Origin of the sequence: Micromonospora marina, assembly GCF_900091565.1 — a bacterium.
GTDB classification, from domain to species: Bacteria; Actinomycetota; Actinomycetes; order Mycobacteriales; family Micromonosporaceae; genus Micromonospora; species Micromonospora marina.
This window is the reverse complement of record NZ_FMCV01000009.1, coordinates 63,364-85,312: the sequence shown is the minus strand read 5'-3', so window position 1 is coordinate 85,312 and position 21,949 is coordinate 63,364. Positions and strand designations below refer to the sequence as shown.

Sequence of the window (21,949 nt, the reverse complement as noted above, 5' to 3'; positions counted from 1 at the left end):
CACGTTGATGACAACTTCCGGCAGATGATTCTTGCCCGACCGGGGCGACGCGTAGGCTGCGCAGCGTGGCGAGCGCGTCGGTAGTGATCATCGGCGGCGCCGCCGCCGGCGCATCGACTACTCACGGTGAGATCGAGGCCACCGGATGAGACTGACCGTCCTCGGCTGCGCGGGCAGCTTCCCGGGGCCCGAATCCCCCTGCTCGGCCTATCTCATGGAAGCCGAGGGCTTCCGCCTTCTGATCGACTTCGGCGTGGGCTCGCTCTCCACGCTCCAGCGCTACGTCGGGCTGCACGCCCCCGACGCCGTCCTCCTCACCCACCTGCACTGCGACCACATGTTCGACGCCGTGTCCTACGTAGTGGTACGCCGGTACGCGCCGGACGGCCCGTATCCGCCCCTGCCGATGTACGCCCCGTCCGGCGCGCCGGACCGGCTGGCCGCCGCGTACGGGCAGGAGGAGGGCTCGGTGGAGGACGTCTACCAGTTCTACGGCCTGCAGCCGGGCACGTTCCCGATCGGTCCGTTCACAGTCACCGTCGACCGGATGAACCACCCGGTCGAGACGTACGGGGTGCGGCTGGAGCACGGCGGCCGGGTGTTCTGCTACTCCGCCGACACCGCACCCTGCGAGGCGCTGCTGCGCCTGGCCCAGGACGCCGACGTGTTCCTCTGCGAGGCGAGCTACATGGACGGCGTGGAGAACCCGCCGGACCTGCACCTGACCGGCCGGGAGGCGGGCGAGGCGGCCACCAAGGCGGGAGTGGGTCGGCTCCTGCTCACCCACCTCGTACCGGCCTGGGGCAGCGAGTCGCAGACCGTGGAGGCGGCGGCCGGGGCGTACACCGGGCCGCTGGAAGTGGTCCGGGCGGGCGCCAGCTACGACATCTGACCGGCGCCCGGGCCGCGCGTTGTCGCAGTGTTTGCCGGCCGGTCAGCGTGCCGTCGCCTGCCGCATCCGTGCCGCCCGCACCCTCGGGCCATGCGGATCGCCATCGTCACCGAGTCGTTTCCGCCGGACGTCAACGGCGTGGCGCACTCGGTCGTCCGGGCCGCCGAGCACCTGGTCGCCCGGGGTCACGAGCCCCTCGTCGTCGCGCCCGCCCCGGCCGGGGGCCGCCGCCGCCGGGTCGACCACCACGCCTATCCGGTGGTGCGCCTGCCGAGCGTGCCCCTGCCCCGCTATCAGGGCTTCCGGCTCGCCGTGCCGAGCGTCGGGCTGACCGGCGCGCTGCTCGGGCACCGGCCCGACGTGGTCCACCTGGCCAGTCCCTTCGTGCTGGGCGCGGCCGGCGCGTCGCTGGCGGCCCGCCACGGCCTGCCCGCCGTCGCGGTCTACCAGACCGATGTGGCGGCCTACGCCCGGGCGTACCGGGTGGGATGGGGCGAGGCCGCCGCGTGGCGGCGGATCCGCGAGATCCACAACTCCGCGCAGCGCACCCTCGCGCCGTCCACCCGCGCCGCGTCGGACCTGATCAATCACGGGGTACGCCGGATCTGGCTGTGGCGGCGCGGCGTGGACGCCGTCCGGTTCCACCCGGCGCGGCGCAGCGAACAGCTCCGCGCGACGCTCGCAACCGGCGGCGAACTGCTTGTCGGGTACGTCGGCCGGCTCGCCCCGGAGAAGCGGGTGGACCTGTTGGCGCCGGTCACCGACCTGCCCGGCGTGCGGGTGGTGGTGGTCGGCGACGGGCCGGCCCGGCGTCAGCTCGAACGGGCGCTGCCGGCGGCGCGGTTCCTCGGCGTGCGACGCGACGACGCACTGGCCGAGCTGTACGCCAGCCTCGACGTGTTCGTCCACACCGGACCGCACGAAACGTTCGGGCAGACGCTCCAGGAGGCCGCGGCGAGCGGCGTACCGGTGGTGGCGCCGGCCAGCGGTGGTCCGGTGGACCTGGTCGAGTCGGGGGTGACCGGGCTGCTGGTGCCGCCGGACGACGGCGCCGCGCTGGCCGCCGCCGTGGCCGAGCTGGCCGCCGACCCGTCCCGGCGGGCCCGGTACGGCGCGGCGGCCCGCGCGGCGGTGGCCCGGCGGAGCTGGGACGCGGTCGGGGACGAGCTGATCGGGCACTACCAGGCAGTGCTGGCCGGTTCGCCCGCCGCCGGACGGCTCGCGGCGTGACCGGGGCCGCCGCCCGTCCGGTACGGATCGTCCGGCTTGCCAACTTCGTGACGGCGCGGTCCGGCGGGCTGCGGACGGCGCTGCGCCAACTGGGCGCCGGGTATCTGGCCGCCGGTCACGAACCGGTGCTGGTGATCCCCGGGGCGCGCCCGTCGGACACAGTGCGGCCGTGGGGGCGGGAGATCACCCTGCCCGGACCGGAGCTGCCCGGCACCGGCGGCTATCGGGTGCTGTGGGACCGGCGGCGGTTGGCCCGGCTCCTCGGCGACCTGGCCCCGGACCGGATCGAGGTCTCCGATCGCAGCACGCTGCGCTGGACCGGCCGCTGGGCACGGGAGCACGGGGTGCGCTCGACGATGGTCTCGCACGAGAGCCTGACCGGGCTGCTCGGCCAGTGGGGGGTGCCGACCGGGCTGGCCCGGCGGACCGCAGACCGGCTGAACCGCGAGACGGTACGCCGGTTCGACCGGATCGTCTGCACCACCCGCTGGGCCGCGGAGGAGTTCGGCCGGCTGGACGGACCGCCGGTCGAGCGGGTGCCGCTCGGCGTCGACCTGGACACGTTCCACCCCCGTCGCGCCGACCCGGCGCTGCGGGAGCGGTACGCCGACGACTCGGAGGTGCTGCTGGTGCACTGCGCCCGGCTCTCCGTGGAGAAACGCCCCGACCTGGCGCTGACCACGCTGGCCCGGCTGCGCCGCGCCGGCGTACCGGCGGTCCTGGTGCTGGTCGGGGACGGGCCGCTGCGGCCGGCGTTGGCCCGGCGGGCAGCGGGCCTGCCGGTGCACTTCACCGGGTTCCTGCCGGACCGGCTGTCGGTGGCCGCGCTGCTGGCTGGCGCGGACGTGGTGCTCGCACCCGGGCCGGTGGAGACGTTCGGCCTGGCCGGCCTGGAGGCGCTCGCATCCGGCACGCCGGTGGTGGCGAACGCGGCGAGCGCCCTGCCCGAGGTGATCGGGCCGGGCGGGCTCGCCGCGTACGGCACCCCGGCGGCGTTCGCCGTCGCGGTCCGCCGGCTGCTGGACCGGCCGGAGGCAGAGCGTCGCGCGGCCGCGCGGGCCCGCGCCGAGGAGTTCGGCTGGCCGGCCGCCGTCGCGGGTTTCCTCCGCGCGCACGGGGTCGACGCGCCGGCGCGCTGACCGGCCGGTGGCACCCGCGGGCGGTGCGATCACCGCACCGCATAGGGTGCAGGCATGGCGCGACCTGACGGGCGGCAGCCCGACCAACTCCGACCGGTGACCCTGACCCGAGGCTGGAGCACCCACCCGGAGGGATCGGTGCTCGTCGAGTTCGGCGCGACCCGGGTCCTCTGCACGGCAAGCGTCACCGAGGGCGTGCCCCGCTGGCGCAAGGGTTCCGGGCTGGGCTGGGTGACCGCCGAGTATGCGATGCTGCCCCGGGCCACGAACACCCGCTCGGACCGGGAGAGCGTCCGCGGCAAGGTCGGCGGGCGCACGCACGAGATCTCCCGGCTGATCGGCCGCAGCCTGCGCGCCTGCGTCGACCTCAAGGCGCTCGGCGAGAACTCGATCGTGCTGGACTGCGACGTGCTCCAGGCCGACGGGGGCACCCGGACCGCCGCGATCACCGGCGCGTACGTCGCACTGCACGACGCGGTGACCTGGCTGGCCGAGCGCAAGGCGCTGGCCGGCAAGGTGGACAAGGTGATGCACCGCTCGGTGGCGGCGGTGAGCGTCGGCGTGATCGGCGGCGAGCCGATGCTCGACCTCTGCTACGCCGAGGACGTCACCGCCGAGGTCGACATGAACGTGGTCTGCACCGGCACCGGCGACTTCGTCGAGGTGCAGGGCACCGGTGAGGCGGGCGTCTTCGCCCGCGACCAGCTCGACGCGCTGCTCGACCTGGGCGTGGCGGGCTGTCTGGAACTGGCCGACGCGCAGCGGAAGGCGCTCTCGTCATGAACAAGGTCCTCCTTGCCACCCGGAACCGGAAGAAGCTGGTCGAACTCCAGCGGATCCTGGACGGCGCGCTCGGCGCGCACCGGATCGCCCTGCTCGGGCTCGACGACGTCGAGGAGTATCCGGAGCTGCCGGAGACCGGCCTCACGTTCGGCGAGAACGCGCTGATCAAGGCACGGGAGGGCTGCCGGCGTACCGGCCTGCCGACCATCGCCGACGACTCCGGTCTGGCGGTGGACGCCCTCAACGGCATGCCTGGCGTGTTCAGCGCCCGCTGGTCCGGCCGGCACGGCGACGATCACGCCAACCTCCAGCTCGTGCTGGACCAGGTCGCCGACGTGCCGGACGAGCACCGGGGCGCCGCGTTCGTCTGCACCGTGGCGCTGGTGCTGCCGGGTGGCAAGGAGCACCTGGTCGACGGCCGCCAGTCCGGCCGGCTGCTGCGCGCGCCGCGCGGCGACGGCGGCTTCGGCTACGACCCGGTCTTCCTGGGCGACGGGCAGGAGCGGACGAACGCGGAGCTGACGCCCGAGGAGAAGGACGCGGTCAGCCACCGTGGCAAGGCGCTGCGGGAGCTGGCCAAGCTGGTCGCAAAGGTGCTCCCGCCCGCCGCCTGACCGCTCTCGACGCCGCGGCCGGACGCCCGGCCGCAGCGTCGGCCCGGTGCCCGGACCGGCCGCTCAGCCGAGCGGGCCGATCTCCCGCTCGATCGCCGCGCGCAGCTCCGGGCCGCGTACCACCTCGCGTGCGGCCTCCATCAGCGGCGCGAGGAACACGTCCGGTCCCGGCTCGCCGATGGCGCCGCCGAGCGCGTGCAACGCCGCCCGCCCGGCCGGCGACGGCGTCAGCGGCGCGCGGAGCTGGAGCCCGCGTACGGCCGCCAGCAGCTCCACCGCGAGCAGGCTGGTCAGGTTGTCCAGCACGGTGCGCAGCTTCTTGGTGGCCGCCCAGCCCATCGAGACGTGGTCCTCCTGCATGCCGCTGGTCGGCAGGGAGTCGATCGAGGCGGGCGCGGCGAGCCGGCGGTTCTCCGCCACGATCCCGGCGGCGGTGTACTGGGCGATCATCAGGCCCGAGTTGACCCCGGGGTCCGGCGACAGGAACGCGGGCAGCTCCCGGGAGCGGGTGACGTCCAGCAGGCGGTCCACCCGGCGCTCGGCGATCGCGCCCACCTCGGCCGCGGCGATGGCCAGGTAGTCGGCGGCGAAGCCGAGCGGCGCGCCGTGGAAGTTGCCGGTCGACTCGACCCGCCCGTCCGGCAGCACCACCGGGTTGTCGACCACCGACAGCAGCTCCCGCCCGGCCACCACCTCGACGAAGTCGAGCGTGTCCCGGGCCGCGCCGGCCACCTGCGGGGCGCAGCGCATCGAGTACGCGTCCTGCACCGCGTGTGCCAGGTCGTCGCGGTGCGAGTCCATCACCGCCGAGCCCTGCAACAGCCGGTGGATGTTCGCCGCCGACGCGGCCTGCCCCGGGTGCGGGCGGATGGCGTGCAGCTCCGGCAGGAACGGCCGCTCCGAGCCGAGCATCGCCTCGATTGCGAGCGCCGCCGTCACGTCCGCAATGGCGAACAGGTGCCGGGCGTCGGAGACGGCCAGCAGCAGCATGCCGAGCATGCCGTCGGTGCCGTTGATCAGCGCCAGCCCTTCCTTGGCGGCGAGCGACACCGGCTTCAGCCCGGCCCGGCGCAGCACGTCGACGGCCGGAACGCGGTCACCGGCCGGGCCGAGCACCCAGCCCTCGCCGAGCAGCACCAGCGCGCAGTGGGCCAGCGGCGCCAGGTCGCCTGACGCGCCGAGCGAGCCGTGCTCGGGCACCCACGGGGTGACGTCGTGGTTGAGCAGGTCCACGAGCGCCTCGGCGACCAGCGGGCGGACCCCGGAGCGCCCGAGCGCCAGCGAGCGGACCCGCAGCAGCATCATGGCGCGTACCACCTCGCGCGGCATCGGCGCGCCGACCCCGGCGGCGTGCGAGCGGATCAGCGCGTGCTGCAGCTCGGCCCGGCGTTCCGGGGCGACGAACGTGTTCGCGAGGGCGCCGAAGCCGGTGGAGACGCCGTACACCGGGCGGCCGGCCGCCTCGATGCCGTCCACGATGGACCGGGAGGTGGCCATCGCCTCGGTGGCGGCCGGGTCGAGCACGACCTTCGCGGTGCCGCGGGCCACCGCGAGCACGTCGGCGGCTGTGACGCCGGTGGACAGGATGGTGACGGTGGTCATCGCGGTACTCCGTTGTGCAGGACCTGGCGGATCAGTGGCACTCCCGGCCGGTAGGCCAGGTGCAGGTGGGACGGGGCGTCGAGGATGATCAGGTCGGCCCGCGCCCCGGGGGTCAGCCGGCCCACGTCGGTGCGGCGCAGGGCCGCCGCCCCGCCGGCGGTCGCGGCCCACACCGCCTCCGCCGGGGTCATCCGCATCTCGCGTACGGCGAGCGCGACGCAGAACGGCATCGACGACGTGTACGAGGAGCCGGGGTTGCAGTCGGTGGCGAGCGCGACCGTCACGCCCGCGTCGAGCAGCCGCCGGGCGTCCGGGTACGGCGACCGGGTGGAGAACTCGGCGCCCGGCAGCAGCGTGGCGACCGTCTCCGAACCGGCGAGCGCGCCGACGTCGGCGTCGGTCAGGTGGGTGCAGTGGTCGACGCTCGCCGCGCCCATCTCCACGCCGAGCCGCACGCCCGGCCCGGGACCGAGCTGGTTGGCGTGCAGCCGCACACCCAGACCTGCCGCCTGCCCGCAGGCGAGGATCGCCCGCGCGTGGTCGGCGTCGAACGCGCCCCGCTCGCAGAACACGTCGATCCAGCGGGCGTACGGCGCGGCGGCGGCCAGCATCGGCCCGCACACCATGCCGACGTAGTCGTCCGGGCGGTCGGCGTACTCGGCGGGGACGACGTGCGCGCCGAGGAACGTGGTGTCCTCGGTGAACTCGGCGGCGATCCGCAGCGAGCGGGCCTCGTCGGCGACGGTGAGGCCGTACCCGCTCTTGATCTCGGCGGTGGTGGTGCCCTGCCGCAGCATCTCCGCGCGCAGCCGGCCCACCGTGGCGCGCAGGTCGTCGTCGGAGGCGGCGCGGGTGGCGCCGACGGTGGTCCGGATGCCGCCGCCGGTGTAGGGCTCGCCGGCCATCCGGGCGGCGAACTCGGCGGCCCGGTCACCGGCGAAGACCAGGTGGGCGTGGCTGTCCACGAAGCCGGGCAGCACCGCCGCGCCACCGGCGTCGACGCGTCGGTCGGCGGCCGGTGCGTCGCGGGCCGGCCCGAACCAGGCCACCTGCCCGTCCTCGATCAGCAGGGCGGCGTCGCGCCGGACGCCCAGCGGGTCGCCGTCGCGGCCGTCGTTCGTGACCAGCTCGCCGATGTGGTCGACGAGCAGGCTGCCGCGCATCACGAGTCCTCCTCGGCGGTGACCGCGGCGATCGCGTCCCGCAGCTCGGTGGGCACGTCCACGGTCAGGTGCCGGCCGCCGTCCACGACGGGCCGGCCGTCGACCACGACGCTCGTCACGTCGGCGGCGGTGGCCGCGAAGAACGCGCCGACCGGCGGTACCCCGGCGGTGCGGGCGCTGTCCAGCCGTACCGTGACCAGGTCGGCCCGCTGCCCGACGGCGAGCCGGCCGGCGTCGCCCCAGCCCAGCGTGGCGTGCCCGCCGACGGTGGCGGCGTCGACCAGCTCGGCCGGCGTGAAGTGCCCCCGCCTGCGGGTGCGCAGCCGCTCGTCCATCTCCAGCGCGCGGGCCTCCTCGAACAGGTCCACCACTGCGTGACTGTCGCTGCCGAGGCTCAGCGGGCTGCCCGCGTCGGCCATCCGGCGCACCGGGCCGACCCCGTCGGCCAGGTCGCGTTCGGTGGTGGGGCAGACGCAGACCCGGGTACGGCTGTCGCCGAGCAGCGCCACGTCGGCGGCCGTCGGGTGGGTGGCGTGCACGGCGGTGGTGTGCGGGCCGAGCACGCCGTGGTCGGCCAGCAGCCGCGTCGGGGTGCACCCGTGCACGGCCCGGCAGGCGTCGTTCTCGGCCGGCTGCTCGGACAGGTGCACGTGCAGCGGCAGCCCGTTGCGGTCGGCCCAGCCCGCCACCGTGGCGAGCTGCTCGGCCGGGACCGCCCGCACCGAGTGGATGGCCGCGCCGAGCCGGACGTGCTCGTCGGCCGGGCGGAACGCGTCCACCCGTTGCGCCCAGCGCAGCGCGTCACCGTCACCGAACCGCCGTTGCGGCCCGGCCAGCGGCGCGCCGTCCACGCCCCCGGCCAGGTAGGCGGTGTCCAGCAGCGTGAGCCGGACCCCGGCGTGCGCGGCGGCCTCCACGAGCGCGGCGGACATGGCGTTCGGGTCGTCGTACGGGGTGCCGCCGGGACCGTGGTGCAGGTAGTGGAACTCGCCCACGCAGGTGATCCCGGACAGCGCCATCTCCGCGTACACGGCGCGGGCCAGCGCCAGGTAGGAGTCCGGGTCGAGCCGGATCGCGACGGCGTACATCAGGCTGCGCCAGGACCAGAAGTCGCCGCGCCCGTCGTGGGTGCGCCCGCGCAGCGCCCGGTGGAACGCGTGCGAGTGGGCGTTCGCGAGGCCGGGCACCGTCAGGCCGGGCAGCCGGATCGCGTCGCCGAGCACCTCGACCCCGGCGGCCGGTGGACCGTCCACGGTCAGCGGGGTGACCGCGGTGAACCGCCCGTCGGTCGCCTCGATCAGCACGTCCCGGGTGGGCTCGGCGCGATCGGGCAGCCAGGCGTACTCGGCCAGCCAGCGGGTCAGCGGCATGCCAGCTCCTCCAGCACCCGGGCCAGGGCGGCCACCCCGGCGGCGCAGTCGGCGTCGGTGGCCGTCTCGGCGGGGGAGTGCGACACCCCGGTCGGGTTGCGCACGAACAGCATCGCGGTGGGCAGGTGCGCCGCCAGCACCCCCGCGTCGTGCCCGGCGCCGGTGGGCAGCACCGGCGCGCCGAGCAGCGCGGCCAGCCGGTCGGCCAGCCCTCTGTCGAACGCGACGAGCGGGGTCGCCGACTCCTGGGTGCAGGTCAGCGCGGTTCCGTCGCGGCCGGCCCGGTCGGCGGCCTTGGTGCGTACCGCCTCGACCAGACCGTACAGCGTCTCCGCCTCGGCCGCCCGTGCGTCCAGCCAGCCGGTGACCCGGGACGGGATCGCGTTCGTGGCGTTCGGCTCGACCGACACCCGGCCCACAGTGGCGTGCGCGTCGCGCAGCCGGGCCTCCTTGTTGGCCGCCAGCACGGTGAACGCGTAGGTGAGCATCGGGTCGCGGCGGTCGGCCATCCGGGTCGTACCCGCGTGGTTGCCCTCGCCGGTGAAGTCGAACCGCCACCGTCCGTGCGGCCAGATCGCCGACGCCACAGCGACCGGCGCGTCCAGGTCGACGAGCGCGCGGCCCTGCTCGACGTGCAGCTCCACGAAGGCCGCGAAGCGGCCGAGCAGCGCCGGATCGGCGCCCGCGGGCTGCTCGCCCAGCGCCTCGGCGAAGGTCGTCCCGGCCTGGTCGCGCAGCCCGGCCGCGCGGTCGACGTCGATCTCGCCGGTGAGCAGCCGCGATCCCAGGCAGGGTACGCCGAACCGCGCGCCCTCCTCCTCCACGAACGCGGCCACCACCACCGGCCGGTCCGCTGTGACGCCCGCGGCCCGCAGCTCGTCCACGGCGAGGAACGCGCTGACGATGCCGAGCGGACCGTCGTACGCGCCGCCGTGCGGCACCGAGTCGAAGTGGCTGCCGGTCAGCACGGCGTCCCCGGCCGCCGGGTCGCCCCACCAGGCGAACAGGTTGCCGTTGCCGTCCTGCGCGACCGGCATGCCCCGCCGGTCGGCCTGTTCCCGGAACCAGGCGCGCAGCGTGCGCTCCGGTTCGGTCAGCGCGTAGCGCAGGTAGCCGCCGCTGCCGGCGTCCCGCCCGATCGGGGCGATCTCGTCCCACAGCTCCCGGAACCGGTTAGGAAGGGACCCTTTCAATGCAGAATGCGTTAACAAGGGGCCCTTCCTTACGCTTCGGTCATCGGGACGCGGACGCCGGTACGCTCGGCGACCTCACGCGCGTCGTCGTAGCCGGCGTCGACGTGCCGGATCACGCCCATCGCCGGGTCGTTTGTGAGCACCCGCTCGATCTTCTGCCCGGCGAGGTCGCTGCCGTCGGCCACGCAGACCTGGCCGGCGTGGAGGGACCGGCCGATCCCGACGCCGCCGCCGTGGTGGATGGACACCCAGGACGCGCCGCTGGCGGTGTTGACGAGCGCGTTCAGCAGCGGCCAGTCGGCGATCGCGTCGGAGCCGTCGGCCATCGCCTCGGTCTCCCGGTACGGGCTGGCCACGCTGCCGCAGTCCAGGTGGTCCCGGCCGATCACCACGGGCGCGCTCAGCTCGCCGGAGGCGACCATCTCGTTGAATCGCACCCCGGCGCGGTCGCGCTCGCCGTAGCCGAGCCAGCAGATCCGCGCCGGCAGGCCCTGGAACGCGACCCGCTCGCCGGCCAACCGGATCCACCGGGCGAGGGACTCGTTCTCCGCAAACAGGTCGAGGATCGCCCGGTCGGTGGCCGCGATGTCGCGCGGGTCGCCGGACAGCGCGGCCCAGCGGAACGGGCCCTTGCCCTCGCAGAACAGCGGCCTGATGTACGCGGGCACGAACCCGGGGAAGTCGAACGCCCGCTCGTACCCGCCGAGCTCGGCCTCGCCCCGGATCGAGTTGCCGTAGTCGAAGACCTCGGCGCCCGCGTCCAGGAAGCCGACCATCGCCGCCACGTGCTTCGCCATCGACGCCCGCGCCCGGTCGGTGAACTCGGCCGGCTCGGCCGCCGCGTAGTCCCGCGCGTCGGCGAGGTCAACGCCCTCCGGCAGGTACGACAGCGGGTCGTGCGCGCTGGTCTGGTCGGTGACGATGTCGATCTCGACGCCCCGGCGCAGCAGCTCCGGGAAGGCGGTGGCGGCGTTGCCGACCACGCCGACGCTGAGGGCCCGCCGGTCCCGCTTCGCCGCGAGCACCCGCTCGACCGCGTCGTCCAGCGAGTCGGCGATCTCGTCCAGGTAGCGGTCGTGGGCCCGCCGCTGGAGCCGGGCCCGGTCCACGTCCACGATCAGGCAGACACCACCGTTCATGGTGACCGCGAGCGGCTGCGCCCCGCCCATCCCGCCGCATCCGGCGGTGAGCGTCAGCGTCCCGGCGAGCGTGCCCTCGAAGCGCTTGGCGGCGACGGCGGCGAACGTCTCGTACGTGCCCTGGAGGATGCCCTGGGTGCCGATGTAGATCCAGGAACCGGCTGTCATCTGCCCGTACATGGTCAGGCCCAGCGACTCCAGGCGGCGGAACTCCGGCCAGGTGGCCCAGTCGCCGACCAGGTTGGAGTTGGCCAGCAGCACACGCGGCGCCCACTCGTGGGTGCGCATCACCCCGACCGGGCGGCCCGACTGCACGAGCATCGTCTCGTCGTCGCGCAGCTCGGTCAGCGTGCGCACCAGTGCGTGGTACGACGGCCAGTCCCGGGCCGCCTTGCCGGTGCCCCCGTAGACCACCAGGTCCTCGGGGCGCTCGGCCACCTCGGGGTCGAGATTGTTCATCAGCATCCGCAGGGCGGCCTCCTGCGGCCACCCCTTCGCGGTGCGTGCGGTGCCGCGGGCGGCGCGGACGGGCTGGTGCATCTCGTACTCCTCTCAGCCGAGGAACAACTGGCGGCGGGCGGCGGACGACTCGAACGCCTCGAGCCGGTTCTGGGTCTCGGCCGGTGCGGCGTCGCAGATCGCCTGGAGCACCACCATGGCCAGCGTCATCGGTGCGGTGTGCAGGTCGAAGACCAGGTCGGCGCCGACGGCGGCGGGCAGCACCACCTCGGCGTGCTCGGTGGCCGGGCTCACCGGCGAGTCGGTGATGGCCACGACCGTCAGCCCGGCGTTCCGGGCCTCGCGCAGCGCCTCCAGCGTCTCGCGGGGGTAGCGGGGCAGCACGAACGCGAGCATCGCCGTCGCGCCGGACGCGACCGCCTGGTCCAGGCGGTCGACGAGCATGCTGCCGCCGTCGTCGAGCACCCGCACGTCCGGGTGCACCTTCGCGGCGAAGTAGGCGAAGTACGCGGCGAGCGGCGCGGCGGCGCGCAGTCCGAGCACCGGAAGTGGACGGCTGGCCGCCAGCAGCTTCCCCACCTCGGCGACCCGGCCGGCGTCGGCGAGCTGCGCGGCGAGCCGGTCGAGGTTGTCCCGCTCGGCGTGCACCGCCCGTTGCAGTGCGTTGCCGGCGGCCGGTCCGGCCGACCCGGTCACGGTCAGTTCCCGCAGGCGGCGGCGCAGCGCGGGGTAGCCGTCGTGCCCGAGCGCCATGGCGAACCGGGTCACCGACGGCTGGCTGACGCCCGCCAGCTCGGCCACCTCGGCGGCGGACAGGTACGCCGCCGCGCCCGCGTGCCGCACCAGGCAGTGGGCGATGCGTCGCTGGGTCGGGGTGAGCCGTACGCCGTGGAACAGGTCGAGCAGGCGGTCGGGGGCGGCCGCACCGCTTTTATTCACCCCGCGACTCTATGCATGAAAACTTTCAGAACGCAAGGGTGGCCCGACCGCAGAGAGGTCTGATGAGCGTGCTCTCTGTACTATCCGCACGGCGGGTGAGCAGAGGAGTGGGGCATGCAGCCGGAAGGTCCGTACAGGTTCACCGAGGTGCTGGGCGAGTGCCAGGTCGGCAGGGCCTGGGCCGCGCTCGACGGGCAGGACCGTGCGCTGACCGTGGCCGTCCTGGACGGCGCCGCCGCCGGTGACCAGCGCTGGCGCGAGGCGTTCACTAACGCGGCGAACGTGCTGGCCCAGACGCCCGGCGGGTACCGGTACGTGAACTCCGACTTCGCGGCCGGCCAGCCCTGGGTGGCGTACCCCTCCGACGAGGACGGTGCGGCCGAGCGGCTGTTCCGCAGCCTGGGCATGGACTACCAGCGCACCGCCACCGGCGATCTCCTGCCGCCGCCCCCGCCGGTGTCCGCACCGCCGCAGCAGGTCTCGTCGCCGCAGTTGCCGTGGAGCGCGCAGCCGTGGGCGATGACGCCGCAGCAGCCGGTCTCCGGCGCACCCGTCTCGTCCGGCGCGCCCCTGTCACCCGGCATGCCGGTGTCGCCGGGCATGCCGGTGTCGCCGGGCATGCCGGTGCCGGCGATCCCGGCGCAGGCCACCGCCCCGGACCCGCTCGTCCCGACCGGCGGCCCCCGGATCGCCCCGGTCGCCCGCCCGCCCAAGAGCCGTACCGGCCTGTGGATCGGTGGCGTGGTCATGGCGGCGGTGCTGGCCGGTGGCGCCGGGCTGCTGGCCGGGCGGTCGCTCGCCGACGGCGGCGAACCGTCCACTCCGGCGGCCAGCGCCTCCCCGGCGCTCTACGAGGCCACCCAGCAGTCGCTGAACAAGGCGAAGTTCGACGCCGCGCTGATGCCGATCGCCGAGCCGTGGCTCGACGCGCTGGGCGGTTGCGCGATCAACACCGAGAAGAGCGGCCCCGGACTCGCCGCGGGCGAGAAGCAGCACGTCTTCTGCCGCTACCTGGGTGTGTCGCTGCACTTCGCCGAGTACGAGTCGGCCGAGAAGAAGGAGGCGGCGCGCGCCTTCCGGCAGCAGATGGGCATCATCGGCCGCGCGCTCGCGCCGGGCATGCGCGAGGCCGGCCCGGCCACCGGCGGTGTCAGCGGGGCGCAGGGCAGCTACGTCGAGTACGCCGGCAACGGCCAGGACGGCCGCCCGGTCTGCGGCATCTGGTGGGGCCGCGACGACAACACCAGCGCGATCTACATGGAGACGCCCTGCGGCGCCGGACTCGGCGGCAACTGGGACGCGCTGCGCGACCTCTGGCAGCGGCACAGCTAGGCGGCTAACGGACAGCCGCGCCGTTCGGTGGCGGCACGAGGCAGACGTCGTTGCCCTTGGTGACGCCCGCGGCCAGGTCGAAGCGGACCACCCGCGCTCCGCTGAACTGCCGCTCGGCGACCGCCACGCCGCTGCCGCCGAGCCGGACGATGACATCCCGGTTCGCCCCGTCGGCCCAGTCGGTGGCCTGGAACAACCAGACCCGGGACCGTCCGGGCAGCAGCGTCGACACGCTCTGCTTCGGGCAGCCGCCGGGACCGGCCGCGACCACGTAGGCGTCCGTCGGTGGGCCGTACCACGCCTGGGCGTTCCACGACACGGTGGTGGCCAGCACCAGGTCACCCGGGCGGCGCCTGTCGTCCAGGTGGCGCAGCGCGTCCCGGTAGTCGACCGCGTTCGCGCCGCCGCCCTGGGCGAAGGCCCGCGCCGGATGCACTGTGGCCACCACTGCGGTGGCCAGCTGCGGAACGGCGAGCGCGAGCAGCAGCACCACCGCGACCACCCACCGGATCCGGGCGGGCAGGCCGGCCCGCAGCGGTGGGGGCGTGACGGCGAGCGCGGCGAGCAGCAGGCACGCGGGCACCGCGTAGAGCGCCAGCCGCCCGTTGAACGGGTAGACCGACACCGCCGCGCCGGCCAGCCCGGCCGCCAGGGGCGTGAGCAGGACCAGCACCGCCACGGCGGAGAGCCGCCGTAGCCCGGCGGCCGTGCCCAGCACCAGCAGCGGTACGACGACCCAGGCCGACCAGGCCACGAACGGCACCGTGGCGAGACTCCGGTACGTCGCGGCGAGCCATTCCACTGTGGCGGCCAGGTCGGTGAGCGAACGCGCCGGATAGATCGACTTCGCCCGCCAGTACGCGGCGAGCTGCGGATCGGCCAGTCCCGGCGCCAGAAAGAGCACGTACACCACGAGCGCGACCGCGCCCCAGGCGGGCGCCGGGGCGAGGAAACGGCCCAGGTCCCGGCACCCGCCCGCCCACCGCCGGTCCGGGCGGGACAGCAGGTACCCGCCGAGCAGCACGCCGAGCGCGCCGGTGACCGGAATGGACAGGGTGCTCACGAACGCCGTGACCGCCGCGGCCGACCAGAACACCGCCGACCCGGCCCAGGTCGGGCCGGTGCGCACCAGCAGCAGCGCCAGCCCGACCACGAGCGTGACGCCGAACGCCTCGGCGCTGTACTGCTTCAGTTCGTTCGAGTAGCCGATCAGGAACGGTGCGACGGCGACCAGCAGCAGCGCCGCCAGCGCGGCGAGCGGCGGCAGGAGCGCCCGGCCGAGCCACGCCACGAGCGGCAGCAGCGCCAGCCCGAACAGCAGCGGCACCAGCCGCAGCGCCCGCTCACCGTCGCCGAACTGCTCCAACGCGAACCGTTCCAGCCACAGCCAGCCGGGCGGCGCCGACTGGCTGAACGCCAGCGGCTGCAACAGGTCCAGGTAGCCGCGCTCCCGGATGTTGTGCGCCACGTACAGCTCGTCGCTCCAGAAGCTGCGCGCGTACGCCCACTGCCGGAGCCGCAGCACGGCGCCCAGCGCGACCAGCAGGCCCGCGACGGACCAGTACGGGGACCGGCTCAGCCGGTCCCACGCGAGCGCGACGACCGCAGCCGGCGTGCCCGGCCGCGACGGAACCGGCGTCGCCGACGCGGGCGCCGGCGAGGGGGAGAAGGCCGGGCGTGCCACGGACACGGCGAGACGGTATCAAAGCGTCATTCACGTCAGCGGCCCCGCGACCGCGCTCGATCACTCCGCAGCGCGGTCCGAGGTGGACGGCGTCGCCGATCCGACCAGCCCGGTGGCCCGGCGGTGCCGGCGTGCCGGTCGCGGCAGGCCGACCAGGAACTCCGGGAACATGCCGAAGAACGTCCGGGCGCTGCGCAGCTCCAGCGTGTGCGCCCGGGACCAGCGCACCGAGTTCGTCGCGCGGGCCCAGTGGTGGGTCCACCGCACGTCACCGAGCACCGCCACCGGCAGCCCGTGCCGCCAGGCGCGCAGCCCCAGCTCGTGGTCCTCGTAGTAGAGGAAGAAGCGCTCGTTCCACCCGCCCAGCTCGGTCACGTCGGCGGTCCGGCCGGCCACCGCCGCGCCCATCACCCAGGCAACGTGGCGCGTCTGCCCGGGCGCGGCCACCAGCCGGTACGCGGCGTGCAGCCGGGACAGCGGCCACACCCTGCGGTTGCCGAGCTTCGCCGTCGCGTACGGGAAGCCGCGCCCGTTGGCCTGCGGTGTGCCGTCGGTGCCGAGCAGTTGCGGCGCGACCAGCCCGCCGTGTGTGTCCAGGTGCCGGGCCAGCGCGTCCAGGCCGTCCGGGCGCACCTCCAGGTCCGGGTTGGCGAACAGCACGTACCGGCCGGTCGCCTGGCGCAACGCGACGTTGTTGGCGCGGGCGAAGCCGACGTTCTCCGGCAGCCGGATCACCCGCGCGCCCAACTCCTCGGCGACCGCCGCCGAGTCGTCGCCGGAGGCGTTGTCGACCACCAGCCACTCGTACGGCTTCGGGCCGCGCCAGCAGCGGCGCAGCATCTCCGCCGAGTGGTAGGTGACAGTCACCACGGTCCACGGCTGTGCCGTCATCACGCCCTCCGAGCGGTCAGGTAGCCGAGCAGGGACGCGAACCCGAACCGCGGCCCGGTCCAGCGGCGGCGGGCAGCCGGCCCCTCGACCAGCCCCCGTCCGATGCCGCGCAGGAACGGGCGCAGCAGGCCCTGCCGGGTGCGCCGGGCGGCCAGCGCGAGGTGCGCCAGCGCCAGCACCGGCACCGCCACGAGCAGCAGCGGCCAGGTGAACGTGCGGGACGCGACCAGCAGCCGGTTGCGGGCCAGCAGGAACGCCCGGAACCCCTGCAACCGGTCGTCGCCGTCCACGCTGTGCCCGCCGGCGTGCGGCAGCACCACGTCCAGCCCGCGCGTGCGCAGCCCCGAGGCGTAGAGCCGGAACGCCAGGTCGGCGTCCTCGCCCCAGGCGAACAGGTGCTCGTCGAAGCCGCCGAACCGGCGGTACAGCGCGGCCGGGAAGACCGCCGCGCCGCCGGACGGGCCGAGCGGGGCACGGCCCGCCGTGGCCCGCCGGTCGATGAACAGCGACACCGGGTTCAGGTCGATGCCCACGTACTCGCCGCCGTGCATGGCCAACCCGACCGCGACGGGGGTGTCCGGGTCGGCGGCGACGGCGGCGCAGATCCGGGCCAGCGCGTCGTCGGGCAGCCACACGTCCGGGTTCAGCAGCAGCAGGTGACTCGTGGTCACAGTCGCCGCCGCCCGGTTGCAGCCGGCCGCGAAGCCGGGGTTGGAGGCGTCGGGCAGGTACGCGTACCGGTCGGCGGGCAGGTTCGCGGCGACCACCTCGGCGCAGGCGTCGGAGGGCCAGTTGTCCGCGAAGACGAACCGGACCGGCAGGTCACCGGCGCTGCGTACCCAGGTCGGCAGCGTCTCGGCGAGCATGCCGGCGGACCGGTAGAGGACGGTGACCACGGTCAGGCCGTCGAAGGTCATGCCGCGCTCCTGCCCAGCCGGTGCAGCACCCAGAGGCCGGGCACCAGGCTCAGCCACGTCGGATAGATCAGCGGATACAGCTCGTAGACGCCGAACAGCGCGAAGTAGACGACGAACGCCCGCGCCAACTGCCCGGCCGGCGCGCGGGAGAACTCGAACCACCGCTCGGTCGCGCCCACCGCCAGCCCGAGCGCGGCCAGGAAGAACACCGCGCCCAGCGGGCCGTAGTCGAGCAGCGGGATGGCCACGAAGGTCGCCGTGTTCATCAGGTACGGCTGGCTGAGCTGGGACGTCATCCCGTACAGGTCCGCCTTGCCGACGATCGGCTCGACCCGGGAACCGAGGAACGTCAGCGAGTACGTGCCGTACCGGGGCTCCAGGTGCTCCCGCTGCGACCAGACCCGCCCGAACGTCTCGGTGGACGAACTCAGCGACAGGTCCAGCGACCCGGCGCTGCTGGTCAGCGCGTTGCTGCCGTAGCGGGCCCGGAACTCGGTCTCGAACGTGCCGGTGCCCGCCATGGTGCGCTGCCCGCCGAGGAACACCGCCGCGCCGAGCGCCACCGCACCGATCAGCAGCACCACCGGCGTCCGCGCGGCCAGGAACGACGCGGCCCGCCCCCGGGTACGCCGGACCGACAGCGCCGCGATCAGCGCGGGCGCGATGCCCACCAGCACCGAGTTCTTGCTCGCGCCGAGCGCCGCCCCGACGGTGAAGACAACGGTCAGCGCGTAGTAGACCGGCAGCGCCCGGCCGCGTGCGGACAACGCACGCAGCAGCGAGATCGCCATGCCGAGCGTCCACGCCTCGGACAGCAACCCGATGACCAGGTTCGACTGCTCGCGCAGCACCTGCCGGGCGGCGTCCGGGTTGTCGGCCAGCAGCGGCGGCACCGTCCCCCGGAACCGGATCGCCGCGGTCACCACGGCGACGGCGAGCAGCACGGACAGGTACGTCAGCAGCCGCCGCCCGGACGGCCAGGACAGCGCCGGGCGGGACCGGTCGCCGTCCTCGTCCCGCCTGTCGATCAGCCGCCGCCCAACCGCCCAGGCCAGCAGGAAGACCGTCACGTATCCGGCGAGCACCGGCAGCACGCCGCGACCGGCCCACGAGTCGTACGGGCCTGGTAGCACCCGGACGGCGAGCAGCGCGGCGGTCCAGACGGCGGCGCAGGCGGCGAGCGCCCACATCCGCAGCCGCGCGGCGAGCAGCGCGCCGACCGCCAGCGCGAGCGCGACCGCGAACCCGGCGTCGAGCGTGGCCAGCAGCAACGCCGCGCCGAGCGCGAACGGGATCCCGACCGACCAGAGGCGGCGCTCAGCGGGCGTCACGGGCGACCGTCCGGTACAGGTCGTGCCAGCGGTCCACGCATCCGTCGAACGAGTGCCGCTGCGCGTACCGCCGGGCCAGGTCGCGTCGCCGCTCGTCCCACGCGGCCGGGTCGGTGGCGGTCCGCACGGCGGCGGCCAGCGCCTGCGGCGTCAGGTCCGCCCGGTACGCGAGCACGCCGTCACCGGCGGCCGTCACCTCGGTCAGGCCGCCCGCGCCGGAGTGCACCACCGGCACGCCCAGCGACATCGCCTCCAGCGCGCTGCGCCCGAACGCCTCCACCCGCGACGGCACCAGCAGGCAGTGCAGCCGTTGCAGGAACGGCGCGGCGTCGACCCGGCCGACCAGGTGCAGGTTCGGCCCCTCCGCGACGTCGACGGTGCCCGCGCCGGCGACCAGGAACTCCACGTCCGGCAGCTCCGCGGCGACGCCGGCGAGCAGGTCGGCGCCCTTCTCCCGTTCCAGCCGGCCGAGGAAGCCGACCCGCACCGGGCCGTCCGAGGCGACGCCGCCGTCGGTGACCTCCGGCCAGATGGCCGGCAGCGGGTTCGGGATCACCCGCACGTCGCGGACCCGCCCGCGTACCCGCAGCTCGTGGGCCTCGAAGTCGGAGACCGCCACCGTCGCGTGCGGCCGTAGCCGCCGGAACATCAGATCAGTGCTGATGTTGGCCTGCACCGCGGCCTTCGCGCGCAGCGTCTGCGCCGTGTCGCGGTACTGCCAGAGGCTGTTGTGCAGCGTCACCACGAGCGGCGTGCGGCGGCCCCGCACGCCCAGCCCGGCGCGGGCGTGCATCGCGGCGGAGAGCAGGTGCGCGCTCACCACGTCCGGCCGCAGTTCCTCGACCAGGGCGCGGATGCCGCGCGCGTACCCGAGGTCCACCCGCTTGGCCGCGCCCAGCGGACGCCACGGCACGCCCGCGTCCCGCAACGCCGCCGCGACCTCGTCGTCAGGCGTGGCGGCGACCACGTCGACGCCGCGGGCCACGAGCGCCGGCAGCATCTCGATCAGGAAGCGCTCCGCGCCGCCGAGCTGCCGCCGCCCCGACCCGCCGGTGGTGCAGACGAACAGCACCCTCATCGGACGCCCATGCCTTCCAGGGCACCGCGGGCGACCGCCCGCCGCGCCGCCCCGCCGCCCACCGCCGCCCGGGCGAGCACCCCGAGGGTGTACGCGGAGCAGGCCACTGTGCCCCGCCACCCGGCCAGTTCACGGCTGGCCCGGATGAACTCCCGGGTCTGCCGGCGGGAGATCTCCTCGGCCGCCCACCGGCGCTTCGCGCTCGCGTCGTCCTCGTGCGTGACCACGGCATCCGGCAGGTACGCCAGGCGCAGCCCGAGCCGGCGCACCGCCCAGCACAGCCGCAGGTCCTCGGAGTAGAAGAACGACGACTCGTCCACGCCGCCGATCCGGTCCAGCGTCTCCCGCCGGATCGCCACGAACGGCCCGGAGAGCCAGTCGCCGCGCTCCGGCGGGGCCACGATCCGCAGCTGCGGGAACATCAGGCTGAGCCCGGTGGCGTGCGCGACGCCGGTGCCCACAGTCAGGAACCGGCCGGCGGCGGTCTGGTCCCGGCCGGTCGCGTCGAGCACCTTCGGGAAGGCCGCGCCCACAGCCGGATCGTCCAGTTCGGCCGCCAGCCGCTCGATCGCGCCCGGCCGTACCAGGATGTCGTTGTTGGACAGGACCACCCGGGACCGGGTGCTGTGCCGGACACCGAGGTTCATGCCCTTGGCGTAGCCGAGGTTCGTCTCCGAGCGCACGTACCGGGCGCCGGTCTCGGCGCACATGGCCCGCAGTCTGTCGCTGATCCCGGCGGCGCTGCCGTTGTCCACCACGACGGCTTCCACGCCGTCGGGCAGCGACCGGACGCAGCCGTCGGTGCGCTCGAAGTCTTCCCAGGTCAACACGACGATTGAGACGTCCACCGCTAGGCCATCCGATTGACGAGGAGGTGCGTGGACCGCTGGAGTCGCTGCCGGGTGCGCAACGCGTAGACGCCGTAGGCGACAGACGACGCGACCGCGGCGCCGAGCGCGCCGGCCCACGGGATGAGCAGAACGTACAGCACCACCGACACGGACATGGTGACCAGGGCCACGGCGGTGGTGGCCTGCTCGCCCGCGCGCTTGAGCAGCGCCGCGCTCCACGTCTTGCCGGCCGACAGCGCCAGCGTCCCGGGCAGCAGGAGCAGCCCGAAGATCCAGGCGTCGCGGTAGTCGGGCGCCAGCACGCCCAGCGCCGCCAGGCCGATCACGGCCAGCGCGGCGATCGGCAGCGCCGACTTGACGACGTCGCGGCCGTGGTCGCCGATCGCCTCCGGGTCCCGCTCGGCCAGGATCCGCTGCGCCCGTACCACCGCGCCGGACTGCGCGAACTCCAGCGCCGCCACCGCCAGCGCGAACACACCGAGCGCGCCCGCTCCGGCGAAGCGGGCCACCAGGACCTGGCTCAGCCGGTACGTCAGCATCTGCGCGCACACCCCGACGTGCAGCCGGCCCACCGCCAGCAGGTCGGCGCGGTACTCCGGACGCCCCGCCGTCGCCGCCGGCACCGGCCCGAACCGCCGTGCCCAGCCCAGCACCGCCACCCCGAGCACAGTGGCGGTGGCGATCTGCACGCCCAGCCAGAGCACGCTCCACAGGCCACCGTCGAGCCGGTGGCCCAGCCACAGCAGCCCGTACCCGGCCACCAGCACCCCGCCGCCGAGCGCCCGCATGGTGTAGACGAACCAGAACCGCTTCAGGCGCAGGCCGAGCGAGGCGGCCGTGTTGAAGACGGTGAGCGCGCAGCCCGCCCCGATGCCCACGAGGTGGCTGCCCAGCCCGGCCAGCGTGGTCAGCAGCGCGGCGGCCAGCGCGGTCAGGCCGAGCGAGGCGGTGAGGATACCGGCGATCCACAGCCGACCCCGCGACATGATCCAGCCGGCCGGCCGGGACAGCAGGAACGTGTCCGCGGACAGGCCGCCGAGTGCCGCCCCCACGGTGGCGCTCACCATGTTCGCCGCGAGTTCGCCGCGTTCGGCAGCGGGCAGCGTCACCGACACCAGCGCGGCGAGCCCGGTCAGGCCCAGGGCGACCAGATGGAGACGCTCGGGGGAGACGAACCGCCGGACCCGGCCTAACACCCGGCGCCCAGGCGACGGCGCCGGCCGCGAGCCGGCCACGCGGAATCCACTCGTCTTCCCCCAAGATGCGCGGATGTGTGCGGGCCTGTTCTACCCGACATGGGCGGCACCGCGCAATGGACCCGGCGGGTGGGTACGCCCGCGGC

General features: G+C 74.9%; 19 protein-coding genes. 6 read left to right on the top strand and 13 right to left on the bottom strand.

Translation table 11 applies throughout. The annotated features are described in order from the left end of the window. The first annotated feature begins 145 nt into the window (after positions 1-145). The 5 genes from GA0070215_RS13210 (at position 146) to rdgB (ending at position 4,658) form a co-directional block, all read left to right on the top strand. Entirely contained in the window at positions 146-892 is a 747-nt protein-coding gene (locus tag GA0070215_RS13210) for an MBL fold metallo-hydrolase (protein WP_018786680.1), read from the top strand. 90 nt (positions 893-982) lie between these two features. Further along, positions 983-2,122, top strand: a complete 1,140-nt coding sequence (locus GA0070215_RS13205) for a glycosyltransferase family 4 protein (protein WP_091045785.1) — start codon at positions 983-985, stop codon at positions 2,120-2,122. Further along, positions 2,119-3,261: a glycosyltransferase gene (locus GA0070215_RS13200; protein ID WP_018786678.1), complete on the top strand. Its 1,143-nt coding sequence runs from the start codon at positions 2,119-2,121 to the stop codon at positions 3,259-3,261. The genes GA0070215_RS13205 and GA0070215_RS13200 overlap by 4 nt, the downstream gene beginning before the upstream one ends. Before the next feature lie 54 nt (positions 3,262-3,315). After that, positions 3,316-4,044: a ribonuclease PH gene (gene rph / locus GA0070215_RS13195; RefSeq protein WP_026268199.1), complete on the top strand. Its 729-nt coding sequence runs from the start codon at positions 3,316-3,318 to the stop codon at positions 4,042-4,044. Beyond that, entirely contained in the window at positions 4,041-4,658 is a 618-nt protein-coding gene (gene rdgB, locus GA0070215_RS13190) for an RdgB/HAM1 family non-canonical purine NTP pyrophosphatase (RefSeq protein ID WP_018786676.1), read from the top strand. Before rph ends, rdgB begins: the two co-directional genes overlap by 4 nt. 63 nt (positions 4,659-4,721) lie before the next feature. On the opposite strand, the gene hutH is transcribed toward rdgB, so the two are convergent. Genes hutH through GA0070215_RS13160 form a run of 6 tightly spaced genes read right to left on the bottom strand, consistent with a single transcriptional unit; the run spans position 4,722 to position 12,523 of the window. Further along, complete coding sequence (gene hutH / locus GA0070215_RS13185; RefSeq protein ID WP_018786675.1) at positions 4,722-6,260, bottom strand: histidine ammonia-lyase; 1,539 nt, start codon at positions 6,258-6,260, stop codon at positions 4,722-4,724. Next, positions 6,257-7,423 (bottom strand): imidazolonepropionase, encoded by a 1,167-nt coding sequence (hutI, locus tag GA0070215_RS13180; protein ID WP_018786674.1) that lies wholly within the window; start codon positions 7,421-7,423, stop codon positions 6,257-6,259. The genes hutH and hutI overlap by 4 nt, the downstream gene beginning before the upstream one ends. Further along, on the bottom strand, positions 7,423-8,787 hold the full coding sequence (locus GA0070215_RS13175; protein ID WP_167361516.1) for a formimidoylglutamate deiminase: 1,365 nt from the start codon (positions 8,785-8,787) through the stop codon (positions 7,423-7,425). The genes hutI and GA0070215_RS13175 overlap by 1 nt, the downstream gene beginning before the upstream one ends. Further along, the gene (locus tag GA0070215_RS13170) at positions 8,784-10,004 is read right to left on the bottom strand and encodes an allantoate amidohydrolase (protein WP_091045776.1); all 1,221 of its coding nucleotides are present in this window, start codon (positions 10,002-10,004) and stop codon (positions 8,784-8,786) included. Before GA0070215_RS13170 ends, GA0070215_RS13175 begins: the two co-directional genes overlap by 4 nt. A gap of 11 nt (positions 10,005-10,015) precedes the next feature. Beyond that, positions 10,016-11,665: a urocanate hydratase gene (gene hutU / locus GA0070215_RS13165; protein ID WP_091045767.1), complete on the bottom strand. Its 1,650-nt coding sequence runs from the start codon at positions 11,663-11,665 to the stop codon at positions 10,016-10,018. A gap of 12 nt (positions 11,666-11,677) precedes the next feature. Next, on the bottom strand, positions 11,678-12,523 hold the full coding sequence (locus GA0070215_RS13160) for a MurR/RpiR family transcriptional regulator (protein ID WP_091045763.1): 846 nt from the start codon (positions 12,521-12,523) through the stop codon (positions 11,678-11,680). A gap of 114 nt (positions 12,524-12,637) precedes the next feature. Here GA0070215_RS13160 and GA0070215_RS13155 point away from each other — a divergent pair, with 114 nt between their 5' ends. Continuing rightward, a complete protein-coding gene (locus GA0070215_RS13155; protein WP_091045758.1) occupies positions 12,638-13,855 on the top strand; it encodes a hypothetical protein in 1,218 nt (405 codons plus the stop codon). Between the two features lie 4 nt (positions 13,856-13,859). Here the strand turns inward: GA0070215_RS13155 and GA0070215_RS13150 are convergent, their stop codons facing one another. Genes GA0070215_RS13150 through GA0070215_RS13120 form a run of 7 tightly spaced genes read right to left on the bottom strand, consistent with a single transcriptional unit; the run spans position 13,860 to position 21,803 of the window. Then, on the bottom strand, positions 13,860-15,545 hold the full coding sequence (locus tag GA0070215_RS13150; protein WP_091045755.1) for a glycosyltransferase family 39 protein: 1,686 nt from the start codon (positions 15,543-15,545) through the stop codon (positions 13,860-13,862). Between the two features lie 54 nt (positions 15,546-15,599). Continuing rightward, the gene (locus tag GA0070215_RS13145) at positions 15,600-16,430 is read right to left on the bottom strand and encodes a glycosyltransferase family 2 protein (RefSeq protein WP_018786668.1); all 831 of its coding nucleotides are present in this window, start codon (positions 16,428-16,430) and stop codon (positions 15,600-15,602) included. Then, entirely contained in the window at positions 16,430-17,347 is a 918-nt protein-coding gene (locus GA0070215_RS13140; protein WP_018786667.1) for a glycosyltransferase family 2 protein, read from the bottom strand. Before GA0070215_RS13140 ends, GA0070215_RS13145 begins: the two co-directional genes overlap by 1 nt. Next, a complete protein-coding gene (locus tag GA0070215_RS13135; protein WP_091045751.1) occupies positions 17,344-18,678 on the bottom strand; it encodes a hypothetical protein in 1,335 nt (444 codons plus the stop codon). Before GA0070215_RS13135 ends, GA0070215_RS13140 begins: the two co-directional genes overlap by 4 nt. Beyond that, positions 18,665-19,756, bottom strand: a complete 1,092-nt coding sequence (locus GA0070215_RS13130) for a glycosyltransferase family 4 protein (RefSeq protein WP_091045748.1) — start codon at positions 19,754-19,756, stop codon at positions 18,665-18,667. The genes GA0070215_RS13135 and GA0070215_RS13130 overlap by 14 nt, the downstream gene beginning before the upstream one ends. After that, positions 19,753-20,604: a glycosyltransferase gene (locus GA0070215_RS13125; protein ID WP_091045745.1), complete on the bottom strand. Its 852-nt coding sequence runs from the start codon at positions 20,602-20,604 to the stop codon at positions 19,753-19,755. Before GA0070215_RS13125 ends, GA0070215_RS13130 begins: the two co-directional genes overlap by 4 nt. Positions 20,605-20,606: 2 nt before the next feature. After that, positions 20,607-21,803: a polysaccharide biosynthesis protein gene (locus tag GA0070215_RS13120; RefSeq protein ID WP_244166977.1), complete on the bottom strand. Its 1,197-nt coding sequence runs from the start codon at positions 21,801-21,803 to the stop codon at positions 20,607-20,609. Between the last annotated feature and the right edge of the window lie 146 nt (positions 21,804-21,949).